The sequence below is a fragment of the Corallococcus caeni genome, assembly GCF_036245865.1.
Taxonomy (GTDB): Bacteria; Myxococcota; Myxococcia; order Myxococcales; family Myxococcaceae; genus Corallococcus; species Corallococcus caeni.
Genome location: NZ_BTTW01000005.1, coordinates 677550 through 701278, shown reverse-complemented (window position 1 = coordinate 701278; position 23729 = coordinate 677550). Strand labels below are relative to the sequence as shown.

General features: G+C 69.5%; 19 protein-coding genes and 1 pseudogene. 14 read left to right on the top strand and 6 right to left on the bottom strand.

Going from position 1 to position 23729, the window contains the following annotated elements:
• Window positions 1-74: 74 nt before the first annotated feature.
• From treZ to AABA78_RS24175, 4 genes are all read left to right on the top strand, one after another.
• Entirely contained in the window at window positions 75-1922 is a 1848-nt protein-coding gene (gene treZ / locus AABA78_RS24190; RefSeq protein ID WP_338266186.1) for a malto-oligosyltrehalose trehalohydrolase, read from the top strand.
• Between the two features lie 149 nt (window positions 1923-2071).
• The gene (locus tag AABA78_RS24185; RefSeq protein ID WP_338266184.1) at window positions 2072-3349 is read left to right on the top strand and encodes a discoidin domain-containing protein; all 1278 of its coding nucleotides are present in this window, start codon (window positions 2072-2074) and stop codon (window positions 3347-3349) included.
• 153 nt (window positions 3350-3502) lie between these two features.
• Window positions 3503-4933 (top strand): M20 family metallopeptidase, encoded by a 1431-nt coding sequence (locus tag AABA78_RS24180; RefSeq protein WP_338266181.1) that lies wholly within the window; start codon window positions 3503-3505, stop codon window positions 4931-4933.
• A gap of 68 nt (window positions 4934-5001) precedes the next feature.
• A complete protein-coding gene (locus tag AABA78_RS24175) occupies window positions 5002-5421 on the top strand; it encodes a VOC family protein (RefSeq protein WP_338266179.1) in 420 nt (139 codons plus the stop codon).
• 65 nt (window positions 5422-5486) lie between these two features.
• Here AABA78_RS24175 and AABA78_RS24170 read toward each other — a convergent pair whose 3' ends face one another.
• The 3 genes from AABA78_RS24170 to AABA78_RS24160 all read right to left on the bottom strand — a co-directional run bounded on the left by AABA78_RS24170 (window position 5487) and on the right by AABA78_RS24160 (window position 8969).
• Window positions 5487-7109: a serine/threonine protein kinase gene (locus AABA78_RS24170; protein WP_338266177.1), complete on the bottom strand. Its 1623-nt coding sequence runs from the start codon at window positions 7107-7109 to the stop codon at window positions 5487-5489.
• Between the two features lie 130 nt (window positions 7110-7239).
• Window positions 7240-8001, bottom strand: coding sequence for an ABC transporter permease (locus AABA78_RS24165; protein ID WP_338266175.1), 762 nt, complete (start codon window positions 7999-8001; stop codon window positions 7240-7242).
• 26 nt (window positions 8002-8027) lie between these two features.
• Window positions 8028-8969, bottom strand: a complete 942-nt coding sequence (locus AABA78_RS24160) for an ABC transporter ATP-binding protein (protein WP_171414166.1) — start codon at window positions 8967-8969, stop codon at window positions 8028-8030.
• A 184-nt stretch (window positions 8970-9153) separates the two neighbouring features.
• Here AABA78_RS24160 and ettA point away from each other — a divergent pair, with 184 nt between their 5' ends.
• The 7 genes from ettA (at window position 9154) to AABA78_RS24125 (ending at window position 16977) form a co-directional block, all read left to right on the top strand.
• On the top strand, window positions 9154-10833 hold the full coding sequence (gene ettA, locus AABA78_RS24155) for an energy-dependent translational throttle protein EttA (RefSeq protein ID WP_338266173.1): 1680 nt from the start codon (window positions 9154-9156) through the stop codon (window positions 10831-10833).
• 71 nt (window positions 10834-10904) lie between these two features.
• Window positions 10905-11990: an AAA family ATPase gene (locus AABA78_RS24150; protein ID WP_338266170.1), complete on the top strand. Its 1086-nt coding sequence runs from the start codon at window positions 10905-10907 to the stop codon at window positions 11988-11990.
• Entirely contained in the window at window positions 11983-12738 is a 756-nt protein-coding gene (locus tag AABA78_RS24145) for a hypothetical protein (RefSeq protein ID WP_338266167.1), read from the top strand. The genes AABA78_RS24150 and AABA78_RS24145 overlap by 8 nt, the downstream gene beginning before the upstream one ends.
• A 44-nt stretch (window positions 12739-12782) precedes the next feature.
• Window positions 12783-13073 carry a hypothetical protein gene (locus AABA78_RS24140; RefSeq protein WP_338266166.1) on the top strand — a complete coding sequence of 97 codons (291 nt, stop codon included), beginning with the start codon at window positions 12783-12785 and terminating at the stop codon, window positions 13071-13073.
• Between the two features lie 41 nt (window positions 13074-13114).
• Window positions 13115-14566 (top strand): MocR-like pyridoxine biosynthesis transcription factor PdxR, encoded by a 1452-nt coding sequence (gene pdxR, locus AABA78_RS24135; RefSeq protein ID WP_338266162.1) that lies wholly within the window; start codon window positions 13115-13117, stop codon window positions 14564-14566.
• A gap of 575 nt (window positions 14567-15141) precedes the next feature.
• Window positions 15142-15411 (top strand): hypothetical protein, encoded by a 270-nt coding sequence (locus tag AABA78_RS24130; protein WP_338266161.1) that lies wholly within the window; start codon window positions 15142-15144, stop codon window positions 15409-15411.
• 405 nt (window positions 15412-15816) lie between these two features.
• Window positions 15817-16977, top strand: a complete 1161-nt coding sequence (locus AABA78_RS24125) for an ATP-grasp domain-containing protein (RefSeq protein WP_338266159.1) — start codon at window positions 15817-15819, stop codon at window positions 16975-16977.
• Window positions 16978-16980: 3 nt separating this feature from the next.
• Here the strand turns inward: AABA78_RS24125 and AABA78_RS24120 are convergent, their stop codons facing one another.
• Both AABA78_RS24120 and AABA78_RS24115 read right to left on the bottom strand, forming a co-directional pair.
• The gene (locus AABA78_RS24120; protein WP_338266157.1) at window positions 16981-17559 is read right to left on the bottom strand and encodes a DUF2378 family protein; all 579 of its coding nucleotides are present in this window, start codon (window positions 17557-17559) and stop codon (window positions 16981-16983) included.
• A 10-nt stretch (window positions 17560-17569) separates the two neighbouring features.
• Window positions 17570-18343 carry an alpha/beta hydrolase gene (locus AABA78_RS24115; protein WP_171414159.1) on the bottom strand — a complete coding sequence of 258 codons (774 nt, stop codon included), beginning with the start codon at window positions 18341-18343 and terminating at the stop codon, window positions 17570-17572.
• A 195-nt stretch (window positions 18344-18538) separates the two neighbouring features.
• Here AABA78_RS24115 and AABA78_RS24110 point away from each other — a divergent pair, with 195 nt between their 5' ends.
• The 3 genes and pseudogenes from AABA78_RS24110 to AABA78_RS24100 form a co-directional block, all read left to right on the top strand.
• Window positions 18539-20569 (top strand): hypothetical protein, encoded by a 2031-nt coding sequence (locus AABA78_RS24110; RefSeq protein ID WP_338266155.1) that lies wholly within the window; start codon window positions 18539-18541, stop codon window positions 20567-20569.
• A 42-nt stretch (window positions 20570-20611) separates the two neighbouring features.
• Complete coding sequence (locus AABA78_RS24105; RefSeq protein WP_338266154.1) at window positions 20612-22336, top strand: lamin tail domain-containing protein; 1725 nt, start codon at window positions 20612-20614, stop codon at window positions 22334-22336.
• Window positions 22333-22773 (top strand): annotated as a pseudogene (locus AABA78_RS24100) (thermonuclease family protein); the annotation flags it as partial. The gene AABA78_RS24105 and the pseudogene AABA78_RS24100, both read left to right, overlap by 4 nt.
• A 63-nt stretch (window positions 22774-22836) precedes the next feature.
• Here AABA78_RS24100 and AABA78_RS24095 read toward each other — a convergent pair.
• On the bottom strand, window positions 22837-23544 hold the full coding sequence (locus AABA78_RS24095; protein ID WP_338266252.1) for a hypothetical protein: 708 nt from the start codon (window positions 23542-23544) through the stop codon (window positions 22837-22839).
• Between the last annotated feature and the right edge of the window lie 185 nt (window positions 23545-23729).

Genomic DNA, 23729 nt, shown 5'->3' with positions numbered 1-23729 from the left:
CCGTGAACAGCGGTGTCCCGGTGTCGCACGGGGTGCTCCCCGTGTCCCTGCTGGCGCATTAACAGGGACACGACATGGCTCATACGACTGAAGCACGGTCCCAGGCGCCCCGGCTGGGCGCGTGGGTGGAGGGTGGTTCCACGGTGCGCTGGCGCGTCTGGGCGCCGGGCCACCAGGGCGTGGACGTGGTGCTCTACGACGCGGAGGACCGCGTCCTGCGCAGGCTGCCGCTCACCCCGGAGGCGGACGGCTGCTTCGGCGGCGCGCTGCCGGACCTGGGCGAGGGCGCGCGCTACAAGCTCAGCGTGGACGGCGGAGACCCCTTCCCCGACCCGTGGTCGCGCTCGCAGCCCGGGGGCGTGCACGGCCCGTCGGAGGTCGTCAGCTCCGACCACGGCTGGACGGACTCGCACTGGAAGGGGCCGGATCCGCAAGCGCTGGTCATCTACGAGGTGCACGTGGGCACCGCCACGCCGGAGGGCACCTTCGAGGCGTTCATCCCGAAGCTCGCCCACCTGCGCGAGCTGGGCGTGAACACGCTGGAGCTGCTGCCGGTGGCCAGCTTCCCGGGCGCCCGCAACTGGGGCTACGACGGCGTGGACCTCTTCGCGCCGCAGGCCACCTACGGCGGGCCGAAGGGGCTGCGCAGGCTCATCGACGCGGCGCACGCGCACGGGCTCGCGGTGCTCATCGACGCCGTCTACAACCACTTCGGGCCGGACGGGAACTACCTGCGCGCGTACTCGCCGCACTACTTCACCGGCAAGCACCACACGCCCTGGGGCGACGCGGTGAACTACGACAGCGAGGGCAGCCGCTTCGTGCGCTCGCTGGTGCTCTCCAACGTGGAGATGTGGATCCGCGACTACCACGCGGACGGCCTGCGCCTGGACGCCGCGCACGCCCTGGTGGATGACGGCCAGCCGCACCTGCTGGCGGAGATCGTCGAGCGCGCCCACGCCGCCGCGTCCGGCCGCCGCGTCGTCGTCATCGCGGAGGACGAGCGCAACGAGCGCAAGCTCGTCACCCCCGCGTCCGAGGGCGGCTACGGCCTGGACGGCGTCTGGGCGGATGACCTGCACCACCAGCTGCGGCGCGCCTTCGCGGGCGACCACGAGGGCTACTACCAGGACTACACCGGCAGCGCGGAGGACCTGGCCGCGACGCTGCGTCAGGGCTGGTTCTACACGGGCCAGAAGTCCAGGAACCTGGGCCACGCGCGCGGCACGGACCCGAAGGGGCTGGGGCCGTGGCACTTCGTCCACTGCATCCAGAACCACGACCAGGTGGGCAACCGGCCCTTCGGCAACCGCCTGTCGGAGGACGTGTCCCCGGCCGCCTACCGCGCCATGAGCACGCTCCTGCTCCTGTCGCCCTTCACGCCGCTGCTCTTCATGGGCCAGGAGTGGAACGCGCGCACGCCGTTCCTCTACTTCACGGACCACAACGCGGAGCTGGGCAAGCTCGTCACCGAGGGGCGCCGCAAGGAGTTCTCCGGCTTCTCCCGCTTCAAGGGCGAGCAGGTCCCGGATCCGCAGGACCGCGACACCTTCACCCGCTCCACGCTGGACTGGGATGAGCTGGACGGCGCGGACGCCCGGGGCGTGCACACGCTCTACAAGGAGCTCTTGCGGCTGCGCGCCACGGAGCCCGTACTCACCAGCCGGCAGGGCACGCACGACGCGCGCGCCCTGGGCCCGGACGCGTTCGTGCTGGAGCGCCGCGCGGAAGGGGACACGCTGCTCGTCATCGTGAACGTCCGGGGCTCGCTGGTGCACACGCTGCCCCCGCACGCGAGCGCGGGCATCGTCGCGTGGAGTGAGAACCCGCGCTACGGCGGCACCGTGGAGGGCTCCCCGCTCACTGGCAACGTCGTGCGGCTGGAGGGCCCCTCCGCCGCGGTGGTGAGGCTGCGCGAGTAGCCCGCACGCAAAGGCAGACATGATTTCACGCGCGGCCCGTCACCTTGGAAGCAAGGGGGCGGGCCGCCGCTGCTTCCCTCCGTGAAACATGCAACGACAAGGAATGCCCTCGGGGGCGAGCCGGTACTCGGCCGCCAGGAGGAAACACCTTGTCCCAATCCCATACGTCGCCGTCGTCCCGGGGGGGATGGAAGCGTCACGTCACCACCACGAGCGCGCTGCTGCTGCTCGGGGCCGCAACACCGGCGCTCGCCGCGTCGGGCTTCACCGCCGTCACCGCCAGTGGGAACGACGGCAACCCGCCGTCCGCCACCATCGACGGCAACCTCACCACCCGCTGGTCCAGCGACGGCGTGGGGCAGTGGCTCCGGGGCGACCTGGGCAGCGTGAAGTCGCTGTCCGCGGTGGACATCGCCTGGCACCGGGGCGACGAGCGCACCAACACGTTCGTCATCGCCACGTCCACGGACGGCGCCACCTGGTCCACCGCCGTCTCCAAAACGTCGTCCGGCACCACCGCCAACTTCGAGCGCTACGCCTTCACCGCGCGCGACGCCCGCTACGTGCGCGTCACCGTCAACGGCAACTCCGTCAACACGTGGGCCAGCATCGCGGAGTGGGCCGCCATCACCTCCGCCGCCACGCCCACGGCGGGCAAGGACCGCTTCGGCGTCACCCAGCTCTACCCCTCGAAGTCCGGGGGCGAGGCGTGGACGCTGGCGGACAACGCGCTGGCGGATGCGCGCTTCGACCCGCAGGACACGATTACCCGCAACAGCGACGGCTCCTGGAAGATGCGGGACTCGGCGGTGCGGATGAGCGTCTTCACGTCCACGGGCTACGACGACCGGAAGATTCCCACCTACGACCGGGACGTGCTCGCGAGCCGCGGCTACATGCAGGCGGCCAACGACTGGAAGAACATCGAGATGACCGGCTTCGTGAAGGTCAACGCCGTGTCCGACGTGAAGGACAACTTCGCGTGGTACGCCCGCGGCGGGAAGCACAACAACGACCACTCCGGCTGCGAGGGCAGCAGCTACAAGGCGGGCCTGCACTACGACGGCCGCGCGCGCTGGGAGAAGGAGACGTGGCACGTCTCCTACGATCAGACGCCCTACGTCACGGCCACCGCCGCGCTCAAGGGCCGCTGGGTGGGCTTCAAGGCCGTCATGCGCAACGTCACCGTCAGCGGCCAGCAAGCCGTGAAGCTGGAGCTGTACGTCAACGAGAACGCGGACAAGGTGACGTGGAAGAAGGCCTACGACTACACCGACGCGGGCAAGTGGGGCGGCGACGCCGGGCACTGCGGCGGCGCCGTGGCGGGCATGCCCATCACCTGGGGCGGCCCCATCGCGGTGTTCCGCTGGGACAACGCCACGGACGTGGACTTCAAGTGGCTGAGCGTCCGCGAAATCCAGCCCTGAACCCCGCGTGAAATCCCACCCGCACGCGGCCTGACGCAGGACGGCAGGCCGCGCGCCGGGCGGGCGGGGAGGCCCGGGGCGGGGTGCCCCGGGCCTTCGGACGCGGGGCTTTCCATCGACAGCGAGCGCCGGGGTGGGCAGCATGGCGCCGCCATGAACGTCGACCAAGCCCTCGCCTCGTCCGAGCGCATCTGGGAGCAGGAGATCCTCCCGGCGCTGGAGCGCTACATCCGCATCCCCAACAAGTCGCCCTCGTTCGATCCGGACTGGGTGAAGACCGGCCACATGGAGCAGGCCGTGCAGCTCATCTCGGACTGGTGCCGCGCGCAGGCCGCGCACCTGCCGGGGCTCACGGTGGAGGTGGTGCGGCTGAAGACGGCGGACGGCAAGGACCGCACGCCAGTCATCTACATGGAGGTGCCGGGCACGCGCGCCGACGACACCGTGCTCTTGTACGGCCACCTGGACAAGCAGCCGGAGATGACCGGCTGGCGCGAGGGCCTGACGCCGTGGACCCCCGTGCGCGAGGGCGACAAGCTCTACGGGCGCGGCGGCGCGGATGACGGCTACTCCGCGTTCGCGTCGCTGTCCGCGCTGCGGCTGCTCAAGGAGCAGGGCGTGCCGCACGCGCGCTGCGCCATCGTCATCGAGGCGTGCGAGGAGAGCGGCAGCTACGACCTGCCCGCGTACATCGAGGCGCTGGCGCCGCGCATCGGCAAGCCATCGCTGGTGGTGTGCCTGGACTCCGGCTGCGCGAACTATGACCAGCTCTGGATGACCACCAGCCTGCGCGGCATGGTGGCCGGCAACCTGCGCGTGGACATCCTCACGGAGGGCGTGCACTCCGGCGACGCGACGGGCGTGGTGGCCTCCTCCATGCGCATCATGCGGCAGCTGCTGTCGCGCGTGGAGGACGAGGCCACGGGCCACATCAAGGTCCAGGCGCTGCACACGGAGATCCCGGAGGGCCGGCGCGAGCAGGCGAAGGCCGCGGCCCGGACGCTGGGCGACGAGCTGTACACGAAGTTCCCCTGGGTGGAGGGCGCGCGCCCGGTGACGACGGACGGCGCGGAGCTGGTGCTCAACCGCACCTGGCGTCCGGCGCTGGCGCTGACGGCCGTGGACGGCGTGCCGGGGCTGGCGAGCGCGGGCAACGTGCTGCGCCCCTTCACGACGTGGAAGCTGTCCATGCGCATCCCGCCGCGCGTGGACCCCAAGGCGGCCGCGACGGCGCTGAAGGAGACGCTGGAGAAGGATCCGCCGTACGGCGCGAAGGTGACGTTCGACGGGGACAAGGCGTCGGTGGGCTGGGACGCGCCGCCGCTGGCTGGCTGGCTGTCGCGCGCGGTGGAGTCCGCGTCCAAGTCCTGCTTCGGCAATCCCGCGATGGCGATGGGCGAGGGTGGCACCATCCCGTTCATGGGCATGCTGGGCGAGCGCTTCCCGGAGGCGCAGTTCCTCATCACGGGCCTGCTGGGGCCGGGCAGCAACGCGCACGGGCCCAACGAGTTCCTGCACATCCCCACGGGCAAGAAGCTGACCGCGGCGGTGGCGAGCGTCGTCGCGGATCACTTCAAGCGGTAGTGCCTCACCGGAAGGACGGGGCCTTCGGGTGCCCCGTCCTTCTTGGAGCTTGGCTCCCGGAGCGTCCCATGCCCAGCAAGCCCCGCCGCACAGGCCACGTCCGGGCGCAGCCCCTCATCGCGGTGCGCGACGTCGAGGCGAGCAGCCGGTGGTACCAGGCGGTGCTCGGCTGCGAGAGCGGGCACGGCGGGCCCGAGTACGAGATGCTGCTGAACAACGGCGAGCTCGTGCTCCAGCTCCACGCGTGGGACCTGGACGAGCACGCCAACCTGATGGGGCCGGACGCGGCGCCGCGAGGCCACGGCGTGCTGCTGTGGTTCGAGACCACGGACTTCGACGCGTGCGTGGACGCGGCGCGGGCGCTGAAGGTGGAGTGGGTGGAGGCGCCGCACGTGAACCCGAACTCGCGCCGCTGGGAGTTCTGGGCGAAGGACCCGGACGGCTACGTGGTCGTCGTGGCGGCGGAGTCGCGGGCCAAACGCTCCTGAGGAGGCTTCAGCCTGGCGCGGGCGGTCGCTGCGGGTCCGCCGGACCGGCGGCACGGGGAGGCGCCTCAGCGCCCCGTCTTGATGCCCAGCGAGGCCCCGGACGGCGGCTTCTTCGGCTGCGTCGCCGGCCGCGTCGCCCGGCGCTGCAACGCCACCGCCACCCCGGGCGCGTCCGCCGCGGACACCTGCCGCGTCACCGGCTCATAGCCGTTGAGCGCGAGCGTCAATGCCACCGACGGCTCCCCGGGCACCAGCGGCAGGGCCACCGGCGTGACGCCGCGCTCCTCGCCCGCCACCTGCACCGTGGCGCCGGGCGGCTCGCTCGTCACCATCAGGTGCACCGGCTGGGGCGCGGCGCTCTGCGCGGGCGGCTCCGGCGGCGTGGGGCGCGTGGCCGTCTCCGGCGTGCGGCCCTGCAGGTCCTCCGGGGGGCGCGTGGCCACGACCGCGGGCGGCGTCACCGTCTCGGTGCCACCGCGCACCAGCACCACCGCCGCGCCACCCACCACCAGCGCCACGCCGCCCACGACAAAGGGCAGCCACGCGCGACGCTTCGGAGGCTCCGGCGCCAGGGCCGCGGTGTTGCGCGTCTTCTCCGGCCCCACGCGCGTGGGCGGGCGGGACGGCGGCCCCACCAGCTGCGACGCGCGCGACGAGGCCTGTCCCCGCGCCCCCGACGTGGGCATCCCATCCCGCGAGGAGTTGGACTGCGAGTCCAGGTCCACGTCCTCGGCCAGCTGGTCCAGCTTCGTCGGATCCGCTTCCGTGGCGATGCGGTCCGCGTACAGCTCCCGCAGGTACGCGGCCAGGTGCGCGCTGCTCGAAGGCAGGCGCAGGTTGAGCGCCCAGTCCTCCAGCGCCAGCCGGAACGCGGCGCAGTCCGGATAGCGGCCCTCCGGCGTCGGCGCGAGCGCCTTGAGCACGATTTCGTCCAGGCCCGGCGGCAGCTTCGGGTTCAGCTGCGACGGCGGCGGCACCTGGCAGTCCCGCACCAGCCGCAGCGTCATCAGGTCCGTGTCGCCCTTGAAGAGGCGCTTGCCCGTGAGCAGCTCCCACATCACGACGCCCAGCGCGAACTGGTCGCTCCGGCCGTCCACCGCCATCCCGTTGGCCTGCTCCGGCGACATGTACGGGTACTTGCCCTTGAGCACGCCCGTCGCCGTCTGCTGCCCGCTGGTGGCCGCCTTCGCCACGCCGAAGTCGATGACCTTCACGCCGCCGTCGAACCCGACGAGCACGTTCTGCGGCGACACGTCGCGGTGCACCAGCTTCAGCGGCTGGCCGTGCCCGTCCCGCGCGCCGTGCGCGTAGGACAGCCCCGCCGCCGCGTCCGCGATGATGCGCACCACCAGCCCCACCGGCAGCGGGCGCTCCTGCTTGCGCGCGAAGCGGTCCAGCCGGCGCACGTCCTCGCCCTGCACGTACTCCATGGCCAGGCAGTGCCGGCCCTCAATCTCCGTGAGGTCCAGGATGGTGATGAGGTTCGGGTGGGAGAGCCGCGCCACCAGCCGCGCCTCGTCCAGGAACATCTCCAGGAACTCTTCGTCCTCGGCGAGGTGCGGAAGGATGAGCTTGAGGACGACCAGCCGCTCGAAGCCCGTCCCGTGCTCCCGGGCGAGGAACACCTGTCCCATTCCGCCCGACGCGATTTTTCGAAGCAGCTCGTATTTCCCGAAGACCACCGCCATGGGTGTCCGGGAGGATACCGCGCTTTCTCAGCGGGCGGGAAACAGCCGACTTCCAAAAAGACAGAGGTTCTGTCTAGCAGGGAGGAGCCCGCCTCCCTACCCGTGAAGGAGGCAGGCGGGCTACTGAGGCCTAGGCCTTCATCTTGTAGCCGGAGCGCAGCACCACGTACGTGACGCCCGTCGCGACCGCGGCGGTGACGGCGAGGATGGCGCCGCCCACCCACGGTGAGAACAGGCTGCTGCCGAGCATGCCGTAGCGAAGCCCCTCCACCATGTAGACCATGGGGTTGAAGAGGCTGACCTGGCTCCACGGCGAGGGCAGCTCGCGCACCGAGTAGAAGACGCCGCCCAGGAACGTGAGCGGCAGCATCACGAAGGTGGGGAAGAAGTTGATCTGCTCGAACTTCTCCGCCCACACGGCGGCGAGCATGCCCAGCACGCTGAACACGTAGCTGGACAGCAAGAGGAAGTAGAGCGTCGCCAGCGGGTGCTCCAGGCTGAAGCCGGAGAACACCGCCGCCACAATCCACGTGAGCAGGCCCACCACCAGGCCGCGCACCATGGCGCCGCCGATGAAGCCCACCATCAGCTCACCGGGCCCCAGCGGCGCCACCAGCAGGTCCACCACCGTGCCTTGAATCTTGGTGATGAACAGCGACGAGGAGCTGTTGAGGAACGCGTTGTTGGCGATGCCCAGGAACACGAGGCCCGGCACGATGAAGTGCAGGTACGGGTGGCCCTCCACCTCGTGGATGCGGCCGGAAATCGAGTAGCCGAAGACGATGAAGTACAGCGTGGTGCTGATGAGGGGCGACAGGACGGTCTGGCCCGGCACGCGCATGAAGCGCCGGACCTCCTTCGCGAACAGCGTCTGCATCCCGAGGACGTTCATGGGGTGTTTTTCGAGGAGGCGGGGGTTCAGGCGGCCTGCGAGGGGCGGCCACGGAGGATTTCGATGAGCACGTCTTCCAGGCGCGACCGCCGCGTCTCCACCTCGGAGATGGGCAGCCCGTCGGCGTAGAGCGAGCGGAGCAGCTCACCGGACGGGGCGCAGTTGTCGCGCTCCACGTAGGTGAGCGTGCGGCCGTCGGCGGAGAGGCTCGCGGCGAAGCGCACGCCCGCGGCGGGCATGGCGGCCTGCGGTTCGGAGAAGGTGACGACCAGGCGCTTCTCGCCGAAGCGGCGCAGCAGCGCGGCCTTGTCCTCCGTCATGAGCAGGCGGCCCTCGTTGATGATGCCCACGCGGTCCGCCAGCTCCTCCGCCTCCTCCAGGTAGTGCGTGGTGAGGACGATGGTGGTGCCCTCGCTGGCGATCTTCTTCACGTACGTCCACAGGTCGCGGCGCAGCTCCACGTCCACGCCCGCGGTGGGCTCGTCCAGGAACACCAGCTTCGGCTTGTGCACCAGCGCCTTGGCGATGAGCAGCCGGCGCTTCATGCCGCCGGACAGCGCGCGCGTGAGCGAGTCCTTCTTGGCCTGGAGGTTGAGCGCGGTGAGGACTTCATCGATGCGCGCGTCGTCGCGGGGCTGGCCGTAGTAGCCCTGCTGGATGCGCAGGGACTCCGCGACGGAGAAGAACGGGTCGAAGTTGATCTCCTGCGGCACCAGGCCCACCTGATAGCGGGGCCCGGTGGGGTCCTGGTCCAGGTCCTTGCCGAAGACCTTCATGGTGCCGGCGGACTTCTTCACCAGGCCGCACACGCTGCCGATGAGGGTCGTCTTGCCTGCGCCGTTGGGGCCCAGGAGGGCGAAGATTTCGCCGGGGCGGATGGTGAGGTCCACCGCGTGCAGGGCGGTGAACTTGCCGTAGGCCTTGGAGAGGCCCTTCAGCTCCAGGGCAGGGGTCGTGGGCTCGGACATGGGGCGCTTCCTCTAACACCTTCGAAATGGGTTCGCAGGTCAGCGAGCAGGCGTTTTCGCTCCTGGACGCGTGACGCGCCCCGTCCAACCGGACACGGGCCCGGTGCAGGCGCCTTGAGCCGGATGGGGCTCCCTGCTATCCGCTGGCACCGCTTACGTTTCAGCGAATCCCGAGGAGGCCGCCATGGCCCAGAATTTCATCTTCACGATGCAGGACCTGCGCAAGGTCAAGAACGGCAAGGACATCCTCAAGGGCATCTACCTGTCCTTCTTCCCGGGCGCGAAGATTGGCGTGATTGGCCCCAACGGCTCCGGCAAGTCCACGCTCCTGCGCATCATGGCGGGGGTGGACACGGAGTTCTTCGGCATCGCGAAGCCGGACCCCACGGTGAAGGTGGGCTACCTGGCGCAGGAGCCGCAGCTGGACACGACCCTGGACGTGAAGGGGAACGTGGAGCTGGGCCTGAAGGAGATCCGCCAGGCGCTGGACCGCTTCAACGAGGTCAGCGCGAAGTTCGGGGAGCCCCTGGACGACGCGCAGATGGAGAAGCTGCTCGCCGAGCAGGGCAGGCTGCAGGACTTCATCGACTCCACGAACGGCTGGGAGCTGGACCGCACGCTGGAGATGGCGATGGACGCCCTGCGGCTGCCGCCGGGTGACGCGGACGTGACGAAGCTGTCCGGCGGTGAGAAGCGCCGCGTGGCGCTCTGCCGCATCCTCTTGGAGAAGCCGGACCTGCTCTTGCTGGACGAGCCCACCAACCACCTGGACGCGGAGAGCGTCGCGTGGCTGGAGCAGGCGCTGAAGGAATACAAGGGCACCATCGTGTGCATCACGCACGACCGGTACTTCCTGGACAACGTGGCGGAGTGGATCCTGGAGCTGGACCGCGGCGAGGGGGTGCCCTGGAAGGGGAACTACTCCAGCTGGCTGGACCAGAAGCAGAAGCGGTTGGAGTTGGAGGAGAAGTCGGAGAGCCACCGTCAGAAGACGCTCAAGCGCGAGCTGGAGTGGGTGCGGGCGTCTCCGAAGGCGCGTCAGGCGAAGAGCAAGGCGCGCATCTCCGCGTACGAGGACTTGCTCAACCAGTCGCAGGAGAAGCGCGAGCCGACGGGCGAAGTGGTGATTCCGCCGGGCCCGAAGCTGGGCGGTCTGGTGGTGGAGGCGAAGGGGCTGCGCAAGGCCTATGGGGACCGGCTGCTCGTCGACGACCTGAACTTCAAGCTGCCGCCGGGCGGCATCGTGGGCGTGATTGGTCCGAACGGCGCGGGCAAGACGACGCTGTTCCGGATGCTGACGGGCGTGGAGAAGCCGGACGCGGGCGAGCTGCGCGTGGGCGAGACGGTGAAGATGGCGTACGTGGACCAGAGCCGCGACGCGCTGAACGGCGAGCAGTCGGTGTTCCAGGAGGTGAGCGGCGGGTTGGATCACCTGGACCTGGGCAGTGCGGGCCAGATGCCCAGCCGCGCGTACCTGGCGGGCTTCGCGTTCAAGGGGCAGGACCAGCAGAAGCGGGTGAAGGACCTGTCGGGCGGCGAGCGCAACCGGGTGCACCTGGCGAAGATGTTGAAGGCGGGCGGCAACCTGCTGCTCCTGGACGAGCCCACGAACGACCTGGACGTGGAGACGCTGCGGAGCCTGGAGGACGCGCTGCTCAACTTCGCGGGCTGCGCGGTGGTCATCAGCCACGACCGCTGGTTCCTGGACCGCATCGCCACGCACATCCTGGCGTTCGAGGGTGACAGCAAGGCGTTCTTCTTCGAGGGCAACTTCGAGGACTACGAGGCGGACAAGAAGAAGCGCCTGGGCCCGGACGCGCTGGAGCCGCACCGGATCCGGTACCGCCCGCTGCAGAAGAACTGAGTCACGGTGTGCTGTGCTCCGCCCTGTGAGTGATTCCGGGGCGGAGGTGTCGTCGGGAGGAGGGTGCACGCGTGATCGAGAAGGTGCAGTTCCGCAACTTCAAGGCGTACCGCTCGCTGGACCTGGAGCTGGAGCCGTTCACGGTGCTGGTGGGGCCGAATGCTTCGGGAAAGACGACGCTGCTGGATGGCTTGCGGATGCTGGCCATGCTTGAACGACACCAGACACACACCATCCCAGCGCAGTATCGCTCATTTGGAACGAGTCAATCAGCTAGCTTGGTTTTTCAGGGGCACCTGGAAGGGATATCTGCTGAGGTGATTCTCAGCTCTGGTGCGCAAAACCTTTCCAATAATATATATGCAGAAGTAGATCAGGAGACTCGTCAAAAAATCTTGAGAGCCAATAGGGCATTGTATCAGTGGCTGCTTGATGCGAGTTTGTTGAGGCTCGAATCAAGAAAGCTGGCGGATGCCTCGTATAGCGAGGAGCAGGTGCCCACGGTAGCGAGTGACGGCTCGGGATTGGCTTCCACGATTGCATTCCTCAAGTTGAGTCACGAGGATCTATTCGGAGAGATTGAATCCGCGCTGAAGCAGGTCGTGCCGTCCGTACGGAAGATTCGTGTCGAGCGTGCGGCAGTCGAGCAGAGCAATATGCGAACGATTGCTCTCGATGATCAGACGACTCATGTGTCCGAGAAACGGACGCTCTGGGGAAATCGAGTTGTGCTGGACATGCAAGGGGCGAAGGGAGTGCCAGCGGACTCTGTAGGGGAGGGCACCCTGATGGCGCTGGGCCTTCTTACCGTGCTACTCGGCCCCCAGCGACCTAAGCTTCTTCTTCTTGATGATATCGAGCTGGCGCTCCATCCCGTAGCTCAGGGGAAGCTCATTGATGTTCTGCGCGCCATCCAGAAGAACGATCCCGAACTTCAGATCGTGGCGACCAGCCACTCTCCCTTCATTCTGAACTACCTGAAGCCAGAGGAGATCCGGATGACCTTCCTGGCCGAGAACGGGTTCGCTCGCTGCGAGAAACTCACGGCGCATCCCGAGTTCGAAAAGTGGAAGGACCTGATGAGCCCTGGAGAATTCTGGAGCACCGTGGGCGAGAGCTGGATTGGCAAGGTGCCCGCGTCCGCGCCGCATGAGTGAGCCCGCGTACGACTTTGGCGTGGTCTGCGAGGCCCGTGCGGACCGGGACACGGCCTGCGTACTTGCGGACCGTGTACTGGTGGATGCCATCGATTGGCTCGACGAGGAGTTGCTCGACACCCAGCGCCGCTGGCGCGGGCTGACGCCTTCGGAGCCCTTCCTTCGGTGGGCCTCCGTACGAGAAGAAGCAAAGAAGGCCGGGCTCAAGGGCCTCTTTGGACACTTTGGAGACAAGCCTGGTGAGCCTGATGCTCTTGTGGCTCGACGCGCCCTCTTGCTGTTCGTGGATTCGGACACAAAGCCGCAAGCGGTGATGCTGGTTCGCGACAGTGATGCGGACGACCGTCGGCGCATCGGGTTGGAGCAGGCTCGCGGAGACAAGCCCTGGCCCTTCGAAGTCGTCATCGGTGTCGCCGAGCCCAAGCGGGAGTGCTGGGTTCTTACCGGCTTCGAGGCGAAAGCCCACGAAGAAGAAGCACTCCACGACCTTGAGCAGCGGCTCTCCTTCCATCCTATTCGCGATGCACACCGGCTGACGGCGAGTGAGCACGGTGCGAAGAACGACGCCAAGAGGGCGCTGGAAGAACTCACCTCGGGGAACCTGGAGCGTGAGCGCGAATGTCTGCGCGAGACTCCATTGGAAACTCTGCGGCAACGCGGTGAACGGGTCGGACTGACGCAGTTCCTGTCCGAAATCAGCGAACGACTGGTCCCCGTGATGGACGGCTCCCGGCACGGTGGAAAGTAGACTTCAGGGTTTCCATCCACTGCCGTCCCGAGAAGCGAAGTCCCATGAGCCTCCCACCCAGCCTTGAGAGCACAGCCAGCCTGGTCCACAGAGCCTTCCCTGAAGGTGTGACGGAGGCTGATTATCTCCCCCTGCTGACCGTGCTGTACCCACATATGTCGGACAGGGGCCTTGCGATGGTTGTCGGCCACTTCGTGGGGCAGGATTATCCGCTCGTCCTGAATGACATCTACGGCGTAGGGGGCGGTTATGCAGCTGCAAGCCCAGATGCAGTTGCCGCCGTTCAAGCCCGGCTTGTTGCCGCGGGTCTTGAAGAGTGGATCAAGGAAGACTGAGCCGTGCGGCAGCTGGAATGCGGGAGGCTGGAGCCTGAATCATGGCGCGCTGGACGCTAACGGTTCCGCTGGACTCGCGGTCACCGACGCCGCGCTTCGTGCAGATCGCGCGGGCGCTGGCGGAGGACGTGCGGCGCGGACGGCTGCGTCCCGGAGAGCCGCTTCCCGGGAGCCGCGCGCTCGCGGTGTCGCTGGGCGTGCATCGCAACACCGTGCTCGCGGCGTATCAGGAGCTGGAGGCCCAGGGGTGGATCGTCACCACTCCGGGGCTGGGCACCTTCGTCGCGGAGGTGGCTCCGGAGGATGCGTCCGCCGTGCCTTCCGCGCAGGCGGCTCCGGACGTGGGCTTCGTGATGCCTCCCGCCGTGGAGACCCGTGCGCTGCCTCGCGGAGCCTCTGCGCCTCGCGGCATGTTGTCGTTGCTGACCGGCAGCCCGGATGTGCGGCTTCTTCCTTCGGAGGTGCTCGCGCGCGCGTACCGGCGTGCGCTGAAGCGCGGGGGACAGCGGCTGCTCGACTATGCCGCGCCCCTGGGCCATGCAGGGCTGCGTGAGGCATTGGCCGGGATGTTGGCTTCGCTTCGCGGCATGGCCGTCACCGCCGATACGCTGCTCATCACCCGGGGCAGTCAGGGGGCGCTGGACCTCGCGGCGCGCACGCTGCTCCGCCCTGGTGACACCGTGGCCGTGGAGTCCCCGGGCTACCTTCCCGCGTGGGATGCCTTCCGTCTCACCGGCGCGAACGTGGTCCCCGTGCCCGTGGACGCAGAGGGCCTTCGCGTGGACGTGCTGGAGCAACTGGGCCCGGTGCGCGCCGTCTATCTCACGCCGCATCACCAGTACCCCACCACCGTCACGCTCTCCGCTGAGCGCCGCCAGCGGCTTCTCGCGTGGGCTCGGGCCTCGCTCGTCGCGCTCATCGAGGACGACTACGACCACGAGTTCCACTTTGACGGTCCTCCCGTGCTGCCGCTCGCGAGCCAGGACCGCGACGGGCTCGTGCTCTACGTGGGCACGCTGTCCAAGGTGCTCGCGCCTGGACTGCGGCTGGGCTTCCTCGCCGCGCCTGCGTCGTTCATCAGCCGCGCGGCCTCTGTGCGCGCCGCCGTGGATCGTCAGGGCGACGGAGTCACCGAGGCCGCTGTCGCCGAATTGCTCGAAGAGGGTGAGGTCCAGCGCCACGTCCGCAAGATGCGCTCCGTGTACCGCTCCCGCCGCGATGCGCTGGTGGAGGCGCTGCGCACGTCCCTGGGCTCCGCGCTCGATTTCACCGTGCCCGCGGGCGGCATGACCCTGTGGGCTCGCTGCGCTCCCGGCGTGGACGCCGCCCTCTGGGCTGAACGGGGCCTCCGCGAGGGCGTCGGCTTCGTGCACGGCGGCCACTACACCTTCGACCGCGCGCCCCTGAACGCGCTGCGGCTGTGCTTTACTTCGCTCCAGGAGGATGAGTTGTGCGAAGCCGTGAGACGCATGGCCCGCGCGCTTCCTCGTTAGAGACTCTTGCACTCACCCGAGATGTGACGAACAGGAGAGAGCCATGCGAGAGCGTTTGCTCATTCGTGCAGTGGTCAGGCTCTTGACGCCTGAAGAGAGAGGCTCCCAGGGACCGCTGGGAAAAGAGTTCAGGCCATCCTGGAACATTGGAAGCCGAGCCGAAGATGGCCGGATGGCATTGGATGGGGGCTCTGTCACGTTGGACGACGCAGGACCGCTGGTGCCGGGACAAGAGAAGGAGGCCGTCATCGAGCCGTTTCTGTCCGAGCCTTGGCAGCACGTGGCTCAAGGGATGGAAATTCCGATGCATGCTGGGGACCGAGTCATCGGTTCTGCTCGAATCTTGGAGATCATTCGGCTTTGACTCATGAATGACGTGAGTCAGGGGGCTCTTGGGCTCGTGTGACTGAATGCCTTGCAGCCCCGGTCTTTTGCTCTCAGCCTGACGAACTACTTCCTGCCCGGGCCGAATCACCCTCCTTCCCGGGCGGGAACGACTCATGGCCTTCAATCGGTCGAACCGGCGCACACCTGGTCGCGGATCAACTCACGCTCGAACTCCACTAGAGGCTGTAATGACGACCATCATGTTCCGAGTACTCCATGTGCAGAGGCTGCCCACCCTGGGGTTGACGATTGCAGCGGTGGAGATCCTGTCTGGAGTGGTGGAGCCCGGCGCGCGTGCCTACGGGACGGTCTCCGGTAGGCCTGTGGAGATACTTGTGCGCTCCGTCGCGCTTGAAGGTGGACGCTCTCACCTGGACGGAACGGGAACGCTTCAGATCGAGTTGATCGGAGCAGAGCCGCCCGAAGCTGTGGAAGGAGTGGTCTTCGAAGTTCGCTAGCAGCGGCTACCTCAGGCCCGCTCGCCCCAGCGCTTCTTGAACGTGTCCCGGTGCGCGGTCCACCAGCCGCGCCACTCCTTCACCGCGGCCTCCCTTTCTTCCCGCGGACCCGCGGGCTGGAAGTGGAGTCAGGTGGACGTCGCGTCCCTCAGGCACATCTCCGCCAGGAACCGGGTGCGGACGTCCTCGCTCTCCAGCAGGTCGATGAGCTCCGGGATGGTGTGCCTTCCCATCGCCTCCCTCGCCTGTGTGAACCCCTTGGAATCCTCCGCCATGGCGCGAGTGTTCCCAGGCCAGGCCCCCGGCGCGAGCCCCGCTGGTGGACACTGTTTCCCACCGGGCTTCTAGGGCGCTGGCGGGGCCGCTATGGTCCATCCCCAGCGGAGGACTCGCCCGCCAGGAGCCATGAACTTCGTCTTCATCTCCCCCCACTTCCCCTCCCAGTACTTCCACTTCGCCACCGCGCTGCGCGAGCGCGGGGTGTCCGTGCTGGGCATCGGTGACACGCCCTACGAGTCCCTGCGCCAGGAGCTGCGCGAGTCCCTGCGCGAATACTTCTTCGTGCCCAGCCTCACCGACTACGACGCCCTCCTGCGTGCCACCGGCTACCTCACCTGGCGCCACGGCCGCATGGACCGCATCGAGTCCCTCAACGAGTCCTGGCTCGAAGTCGAAGCCCGCCTGCGCGAGGACTTCCACGTCCCCGGCCTCCAGCCCCAGGACATCCTCAAGCTGCGCTCCAAGTCCGGCATGGCGGAGGTGTTCCATGCCTCCGGCGTTCCGCACCCGGACCTCCTGCGCGTGCGCGACGCGGACCAGGTGAAGACCTTCGCCGCGCGCGTGGGCTACCCGCTGGTGCTCAAGCCCGACGTGGGCGTGGGCGCCGCCCACACGTTCAAGGTCGCCAGCGACGCGGAGGTGGACGCCGCGCTCGCCCACCCGCTGCCCACGTCCTACGTGGCCCAGCCCTTCGTGCGCGGCACCATCGTCACCTACGACGGCATCGTGGACCGCCACGGCGTCATCGTCTTCAACCTCAGCCACGAATACAGCGACGGCGGCATGGAGACCGTCACCGAACGGCGCGACATCTCCTTCTGGAGCCTCCAGCACATCCCCGCCGCGCTCGACGTGCTGGGCCGACAGGTCGTCGCCGCGTTCGGCCTGCGCGAGCGCTGGTTCCACCTGGAGTTCTTCCGCCTGCCGGATGGCCGCTTCGTCGTGCTGGAGGCCAACCTGCGCCCGCCCGGCGGTTTCATGACGGACATGATGAACTACACGTGCGACATCGACGTGTACCGGCTCTATGCCCGCGTGGTGACGGGCGACCCGGTGGCGGACTTCCAGTACACGCCGCGCCACCACGTCTGTCATAGCGCCCGCCGTCACGGCCGCCGCTACAAACACTCCCACGCGCAGATCGTCGAGCGGCTGGGCAAGTCGCTGCTCGTGCACCGCGAGCTGCCGCCCATCTACCACTCGCTGCTGGGCGAGGAGATGTACCTCACGCGCCACGCGGACCGCGAATCGATGCAGGACGCGGTGCGCTTCATCCAGGCGACGTGAGCGTCAGGGCTCCGGCGTCCAGGTGAGCGCGTACGTGGAGCTGTCCCCGTCGTCGTGCACCTTCGTCACGCGAGGCGCCTTCGCGCCGCCCGCGGCCAGCAGGCCCTCGAGGAGGGCCTCCACGTAGCCCGGCGAGTCGAGGCTCGAATTGAGGTGCAGCTCGAAGTGCGCGGGGCCCCGCTCCGTGAGCGTCGCCTCCGTGTAGTTGTCCGTGCCGCGCAGGACCTCCGGCAGCCGCTGCACCATGCGCCGGGGCCCCAGCACGCGCATCACGCCCATCACCGCGCGCCCCAGGAGCGTGGACCCGTAGCCCTCCACGTGGGCCCGGGCGAGCCGGGCGAAGCCCTCCGCCCGGGGCACGTCCGGGTAGACCTCCTCGACGACGATGTCCAGGCACCGCGCCCAGAGCGGCACCGGGTAGAGCGGCAGGAGCGGCCGGTCCAGGTCCACGCCCGCCTGACGCAGCCGTTCCCGCAGGCGGGGAGACACCTGGCCCTTCAGGCCGTGCTGGAGCAGGCCCTCCACGACCTGCACGTAGACCTGCCGCTGCTCGGGCGGCACTGACCGGGGCCGGCGCGTCACGGGCGGGGGCTCACCCGAGCAGCCACTGCATGGCGCCCGGCAGCCGGCGCTGCCAGTCCTTCTCGTGGTGCTCGCCGCCGGGCTCCAGCACGAGCGACACCTCGTGGTCGCCGTAGCCCAGGCCCTTGAGGTGGTGGAAGAAGTCGCGCGTGCCCCGGCCGTAGTCCAGGGGGATGCCGCCCGCGTGGATGAACTCCGTGTCGCCCGCGTCCAGGTAGATGCGCGTCCAGCGCCGGCTGTGCTCGCGCCACGCGTCGAACAGGCGGCCCTGGCTCCACATCACCGTGGGCGACAGCGCGCCGATGCGCCCGAACACCTGCGGGAACCTCCACCCCAGGTACAGCGAGATGAGGCCGCCCAGCGACGAGCCCATGGCGCCGGTCCACTCGCTGCCCTGGCGCGTGCGGTACGTCCGGTCGATGTATGGCTTCAGCTCCTCCACGAGGAAGCGCCCGTAGGCCTCGCCGCGCGCGGAGACGCCGTTGCGCGGCTCGTCCCACGGCGAGTACTCCTGGAAGCGGCCGGGGCCGGAGTCCACCGCGACGATGATCCACGGCTCCATCCGTCCCGCGCTCACGCTCTCCTCCGCGACGCGGTTGGCGCACCACGTGTCGAAGACGGCGGACTCCGGATGCGCGAAGACGTTCTGCCCGTCATGCATGTAGAGCACCGGGAAGCGGTGGTCCCGCCAGGCGTCGTAATTGTCCGGCGTGTAGATGCGGACGGTGCGGTTGAAACCCTCCTGGGGAGAGGGGAAGTGGCGAAGGATGTGGACGTGGCCCATGCGCTGTTCTTGGGGCCGGACGGGACCAGCCCTCGCGAAGATGTGGCCGCAGCATAGCCGCACCGCCCGACGCCCACGTGGAAGGGATTGGACCGCCGTCCCTTGCCTGGACGCCGAGTCCGGGGATGGGATGGACGCTTCGTCAGGACTTCGCTGTAGGGAAGGGTGGTCCCGCTCGTGCAGAGGGCCCGCCGCGTGCGTTCCGTCCTCGCTGCCGTGTGGCTGTTCCTGCTGGGTCTGCCCTGCGTGTCGCTCGCGGCCTCGTATGAGGTTGAACCCGAGGACAGTGGCGAGCAGGCGCTGTTCGCGCTGAGGGAGGACGGCGCCATCACGGCGCAGACGCTGGCGGCGCTGCTGGTGCTGCGGCGCTCGGGCGTGGATCCGTCGCATGCGTCGCGCGCGGGGCTCTATGCGTTGCCAGGGCTGACGTACGCGCGCGTGGATGGGCTTGAGGCGTCCGGAGGGCTGACGCCGGAGGAGCGGCGTCGGCTGGCGCCATTCCTCGTGTCCTCGAATCCGGAGCGGGTGTCTGGGGATGCGCGGCTGCTGACGGCGTTCGCCGCGTCGGATCCGGTGCTCCCTCCGCTGGCGCTCCAGGTGCGCGTGGCGGGACCGGAGGGATGGCGCGTGGGGCTGCTCACGTCGCTGACCCGGCGGCGGCTGGGCGCGGTGCACCGGGAGGCGAGTCGGCGGAGGCTGGTGGCGGAGGCGCCCGGTGTGTCGCTGGCCGTGCCCAAGTTCCACGGTCAGTGGACGGGCGAGCGGGCCTCCGTGCTGGTGGGCTCGTACCGGCTGGGCTTCGGTCAACGGCTGACGCTGGACACCACCGGGCTGCCCACGCCGGACGGCTTCCTGCCTGACGACGCCGTGCGTGCGCCAGGCGGCGTGGAGCGCTGGTGCTTCCTGGGAGAGGGGGCCTGCGCGCCCGAGGAGCGAGGCGCGGACGTCACGCCGGACTTCCAGTGGGACGAAGGCTTCCGGGGCGTGGTGGGCACGGTGCGGGGATTGGTGGGGACATCCTCGGAGGTGTCCGTGACAGGCTTTGGTTCGTATCAGTCCCGTTCGCTGCTCTCGCATGCCCTGCTGGAACGGACGTCCTGCGAGGGCACTGCCTGCAAGGCTCCAGCGGTGTGGCTCTCGGGAAGGGACGCACGGGTGGTGTCGCGCACGCTGCCCGGCGTGTTCCACGAGTGGGCGGGCGGTGGCCACGCAGGGATGGCGTGGACCTCGCGGTCGCAGCTGGGCGTGACGGCCTGGGGAGCGCGGCCGGTGTGGAATGTGGAGGGCGCGGTGCTCGATTTCCGCTCCACCGCGGGTTACCCGGCGGGCGGCGCTTTCGGGGCGGTGGGCTTCGATGGTGCGTGGGGCCTGGGCCCCGTGGACCTCTTCGTGGAGGCGGCGCGCACGTTCGATGCGGCGCCGGGCGGAGGCGGCGGCTTCGGCGTGCTCCAGCGCACGGTGGTGGCGGACACGTCGAAGGAGCTGGAGCTGTCGCTGCGTGCCTATGGTCGCGGCTTCGCCAATCCCTACACGGGAGCGATGTCCGGACCGGATGAGCTGGAGGGCTCACGGGCGCGGAACGAGGTGGGCGCGCGCGTCCGCTATCTGCACCGGTTGGAGGGCGCGCTGCGGCTGCGCGGGGAGGTGGATGCGTGGACGCTGCCTTCCGACGGTGCGGCGGTGGGCAGCGCCGGCACGGTGAACCTGCGGGCCTCGGCCCGGGTGGACTGGCGGGCGCATGCGCTGTTCCAACCGTCGCTGTGGGGCGAGTACCGGGACAAGGACGTCGGCGTGGCGGGGGACTGCTTCGACGGTTCGGGGGAAGAGCCCTGTTCAGGGTCGCTCTTGCGAGTGACGGCCCGGGTGAAGGCGGAGCTTCACGACGCAGTGTCCGTGGCCGCGCAGTACGCGCATGCGCGCGTGGATGATCCGGTGAACCACGGCGTGCGGCAGGACGCGCATGCGGTGGTGGAGACCCAGGTGCGCCCTTGTGAAGCCGTGAGGCTGCGGGGCCGCGCCGTGTGGAAGGACGAGGACCTGGCGACGCGCAACCGGCTGGAGCAGTCCTTCCGGGCCACGCTCGATGCGAGCTGGACGGCGGCCGACGCCGTGACGACGCGGGCCCGGTACGCGTGGGTCCTCGACTTGAAGGACGCGCGAGGTGCCCGGACGCCGCCGGATGCGCCGCGGCACCTGTTCGCGCTGGAAGTGGAGACGCGGTTCTGAAGGGAGCGGAGTGTGGCGGCTTGGGCAGTGCGGGGATGGGGCGTGAGGCTGGGATTGGGATGGGTGCTGGGGTGGATGGGGGCGTGCGGACTGCCCACGTGGGAGGAGGAGCCGCAAGCCTGTGAAGCGCTGGTGCCGGGGGACCTCGTCATCACCGAGTACCTCAACGACCCCACGGGCGCGGACACGGGCAAGGAGTACGTGGAGCTCCACAACCCCACCCGCGAGACCGTGGACCTGCTGGGCGTGACGCTCTTCACCGCGCGCGACGAGGCGGCACAGGAGCGGGTCTATACGTTCACCACGGGCCTGCCGGTGGATGCTGGGACCTTCGTCGTGCTGGGCGACGTGCGCGAGGGGGCGCTGCCCGAGCATGTCGATGGGACCTACGGGGAGGCGCTCGGCGCGCTGGGGAACAGCGCGGGCCTGCTGGGCCTGCGGTGCGGGACGCGCGTGCTCGACACAGTGGTTCTCGGCGCGCCGGCGAAGTCAGGCGCGGCCCGGACCTATGACGGCCGGCTCGTGCCCGATGCGGAGGGGAATGACGACCTGTCGCGCTGGTGTGATGCGCCGGAGTCCGCACCGGGCGGGACGCGGGGCAGTCCAGGAAGCGCGAACGCGCCGTGTCCCGCGCTGGCGGACGGCGGAGTGCCTTCCGGCGTCACGACGTGCCTGCCGCCGGGAGCGGTGTTGCCCCGGGAGATCCAACCCCCGCGCCCAGGAGCGCTGATCATCACCGAGGTGATGGCCAACCCGCGAGGAGACGACACGGTGGGCGAGTGGCTGGAGGTCCGCGCCACGGTGCCTGTGGACCTCAATGGACTGACGGTGGGGACGGACACCTCCGGCACACGTCTGGAGTCGGAGCGCTGTCTGTCCCTCGCCGCCGGAGAGTCCGCGCTGCTCGCGCGCAGGAAGGAGCCGGAGGTGAACGGCGGCCTGCCGGAGCCCCTGGCCACGTTCTCCGTGGACCTGCGCAACGCGGGCGGTGTGGTCGCCGTGCGCGCGGGAGGCGTGCTCATCGACAGCGCGCTGTATGGCCCGGCCCTGGATGGCGTGGCCACCCAGGTGTCCGCGCCGCTCACCGCCGATGCGAAGGGCAACGACGTCACCGCGTCCTGGTGCGCGGCCACGGAGGCCTACGGTGACAAGGGCAACCTGGGCACTCCGGGGCGGACCAACCGCGCCTGCACCGGGACGGACGCGGGCGCCACGCAGGCCGGCTGCATCGACCGGACGACGGGACAGCCCCGCGCGCTCCGCGCCCCCTCCGTGGGCTCGCTGGTGCTCACCGAGTTCATGGCGGATCCAGCCGCCGTCCCGGATGCGCTGGGGGAATGGGTGGAGGTGCTCGCGCTGCGCGAGGTGGACCTCAACGGGGTGACGCTCGCCAACGAGGCGGGCCGCTCCCTCCTGGAGTCCCCGCTGTGCCTTTCGATGAAGGCCGGCAGCTTCGCGGTCCTCGCGCGCGGCGACGACGCTTCGCTCAACGGTGGGTTGCCCGCCGTGCTCGGCACCTTCGGGTTCGGCCTGGGCAACGGCGCGGGGGCGCACGTGCTCAAGCTGTCCGTGCAGGGGACCGTCCTGGACTCGGTGGCCTTCACGACCGCCGCGAGCCCCGGTGTGTCGTCGCAGCTGGATTCGCGTGTGCGGGATGTCACCGGCAACGACGCGGCCGGGGCCTTCTGTCCCACGCCCTCCGGCGCGACGTACGGCGTGGGCGACCGGGGCACCCCGGGCCGGGAGAACCGGACGTGCGCGCCATGAGGACGCGAGGCCTGGGATGGCTGCTGTTGCTCAGCGTTCTCTGCGCCTGTGGCGGCGGGGAAGGGGAGTGCGGACCGGCCACGGGCGTGGTGACGAAGGTCATCGACGGGGACACCGTGGTGCTCCAGGACGGCGAGCGGATCCGCTACCTGCTGGCCGATACCCCAGAGACGACCCGGGGCCACGACGACTGCTTCGGCGAAGAGGCTACCGCGTTCAACCGCTCGCTCGTGGAGGGCCGCACGGTGCGGCTGCGGGACGCGGAGGCGTGCACGGACCGCTTCGGACGGCGGCTCGCCTACGTGTCCGTGGACGGCCAGGACGTGAACGCGCTGCTCGTCCAGCGCGGCTACGCGTGCACGCTGTTCATCCCGCCGGCCGGAGCCTCCCGGCGCGGCGAGTTCGAGGCCCTGGAGCTGGAGGCCCGGCGTGCCCGCCGGGGCCTGTGGGGCCGCTGCCCGGCGCCGTGCCCCAGGGGCCGGCGCCCGCCCGCGTCCGCGCTACGGCAGCGTGTCCGTCACCGCCTGGGCCAGCTCCGAGTCCAGCGGCCAGGCAGGAGGGCGGCGCGACGTGGTGAGGTCCAGCGTGCTGTCCGTGAGCTTCGCCCCGAAGGCGTCCCCCACGAACAGCCGCACCTTGCGCACCTTCTCCCGCAGCACGTCGCCCACGTCGGGCGTCGTGGCCAGCCTGCCCAGCACCTCGCCGGTGCGCTCGACGAGCCACGCCAGGGGCTGGATGTTGGCTTCCGGCTCCAGCTCCGTGGCCGTGCCGAACTCCACCGCCACCTTCGTGCCCCAGGCGCTGGACAGCTTGTCGCCCATCGCGGGCAGGTGCCGGCGCAGGTGCATGGGCGAGGACTCGGGCATCGACTTCGCGGGCGTGTCCAGCACCGTGGCGTCGTGCAGCGTGAGCGCCTCGATGATGCCGTCCGGCAGGAACGTCACGTCCAGGCCCTCTCCGCGCGAGCCGTAGCCGCTGGAGGTGATGAGCAGCACCCCGCGGCCCTGGCGGAACTCGCCGTACTCGCGGACGAGCCCCGTCACCTCGCGCCCGCTGCGCAGGAAGACCGTCACCTGCGGCAGGTTCAGCGGCAGGCCCTCGTTGCGGCGGCGCATGAGGATGCTCATGGCCTCCAGCACCTCCCAGACGCTGCGCACGTGGCCCCGGGCCAGCGACTCCAGCGGATCCACCGGAGGGGGCGCGCTCATGACCGGACCTCCGTCTCCAGGACCTGTCCCTGGGGGCATGTCCCCCGGGGCAACCGCCGCGTCGCCGGCGCGTCCGCGCCCTGCCTGCCGATGCTGCGTTCCGCGAATGCCATGGCCTGCTGCCTCCCGTGTGCTTGGGTAACAGTCTCCCCCAGGTCCCCGGCGCGACCCAGCGGTTCGCAAGG

Excerpts from the sequence above, each read along its gene's own strand:
- AABA78_RS24125 (WP_338266159.1), top strand. The coding sequence starts at position 15,817 with ATGAACTTCGTCTTCATCTCCCCCCACTTCCCCTCCCAGTACTTCCAC.
- AABA78_RS24145 (WP_338266167.1), top strand. The coding sequence starts at position 11,983 with ATGAGTGAGCCCGCGTACGACTTTGGCGTGGTCTGCGAGGCCCGTGCG.
- ettA (WP_338266173.1), top strand. The coding sequence starts at position 9,154 with ATGGCCCAGAATTTCATCTTCACGATGCAGGACCTGCGCAAGGTCAAG.
- AABA78_RS24160 (WP_171414166.1), bottom strand. The coding sequence starts at position 8,969 with ATGTCCGAGCCCACGACCCCTGCCCTGGAGCTGAAGGGCCTCTCCAAG.
- AABA78_RS24140 (WP_338266166.1), top strand. The coding sequence starts at position 12,783 with ATGAGCCTCCCACCCAGCCTTGAGAGCACAGCCAGCCTGGTCCACAGA.
- AABA78_RS24115 (WP_171414159.1), bottom strand. The coding sequence starts at position 18,343 with ATGGGCCACGTCCACATCCTTCGCCACTTCCCCTCTCCCCAGGAGGGT.
- AABA78_RS24180 (WP_338266181.1), top strand. The coding sequence starts at position 3,503 with ATGAACGTCGACCAAGCCCTCGCCTCGTCCGAGCGCATCTGGGAGCAG.
- pdxR (WP_338266162.1), top strand. The coding sequence starts at position 13,115 with ATGGCGCGCTGGACGCTAACGGTTCCGCTGGACTCGCGGTCACCGACG.
- treZ (WP_338266186.1), top strand. The coding sequence starts at position 75 with ATGGCTCATACGACTGAAGCACGGTCCCAGGCGCCCCGGCTGGGCGCG.
- AABA78_RS24165 (WP_338266175.1), bottom strand. The coding sequence starts at position 8,001 with ATGAACGTCCTCGGGATGCAGACGCTGTTCGCGAAGGAGGTCCGGCGC.
- AABA78_RS24170 (WP_338266177.1), bottom strand. The coding sequence starts at position 7,109 with ATGGCGGTGGTCTTCGGGAAATACGAGCTGCTTCGAAAAATCGCGTCG.
- AABA78_RS24130 (WP_338266161.1), top strand. The coding sequence starts at position 15,142 with ATGACGACCATCATGTTCCGAGTACTCCATGTGCAGAGGCTGCCCACC.
- AABA78_RS24175 (WP_338266179.1), top strand. The coding sequence starts at position 5,002 with ATGCCCAGCAAGCCCCGCCGCACAGGCCACGTCCGGGCGCAGCCCCTC.
- AABA78_RS24095 (WP_338266252.1), bottom strand. The coding sequence starts at position 23,544 with ATGAGCGCGCCCCCTCCGGTGGATCCGCTGGAGTCGCTGGCCCGGGGC.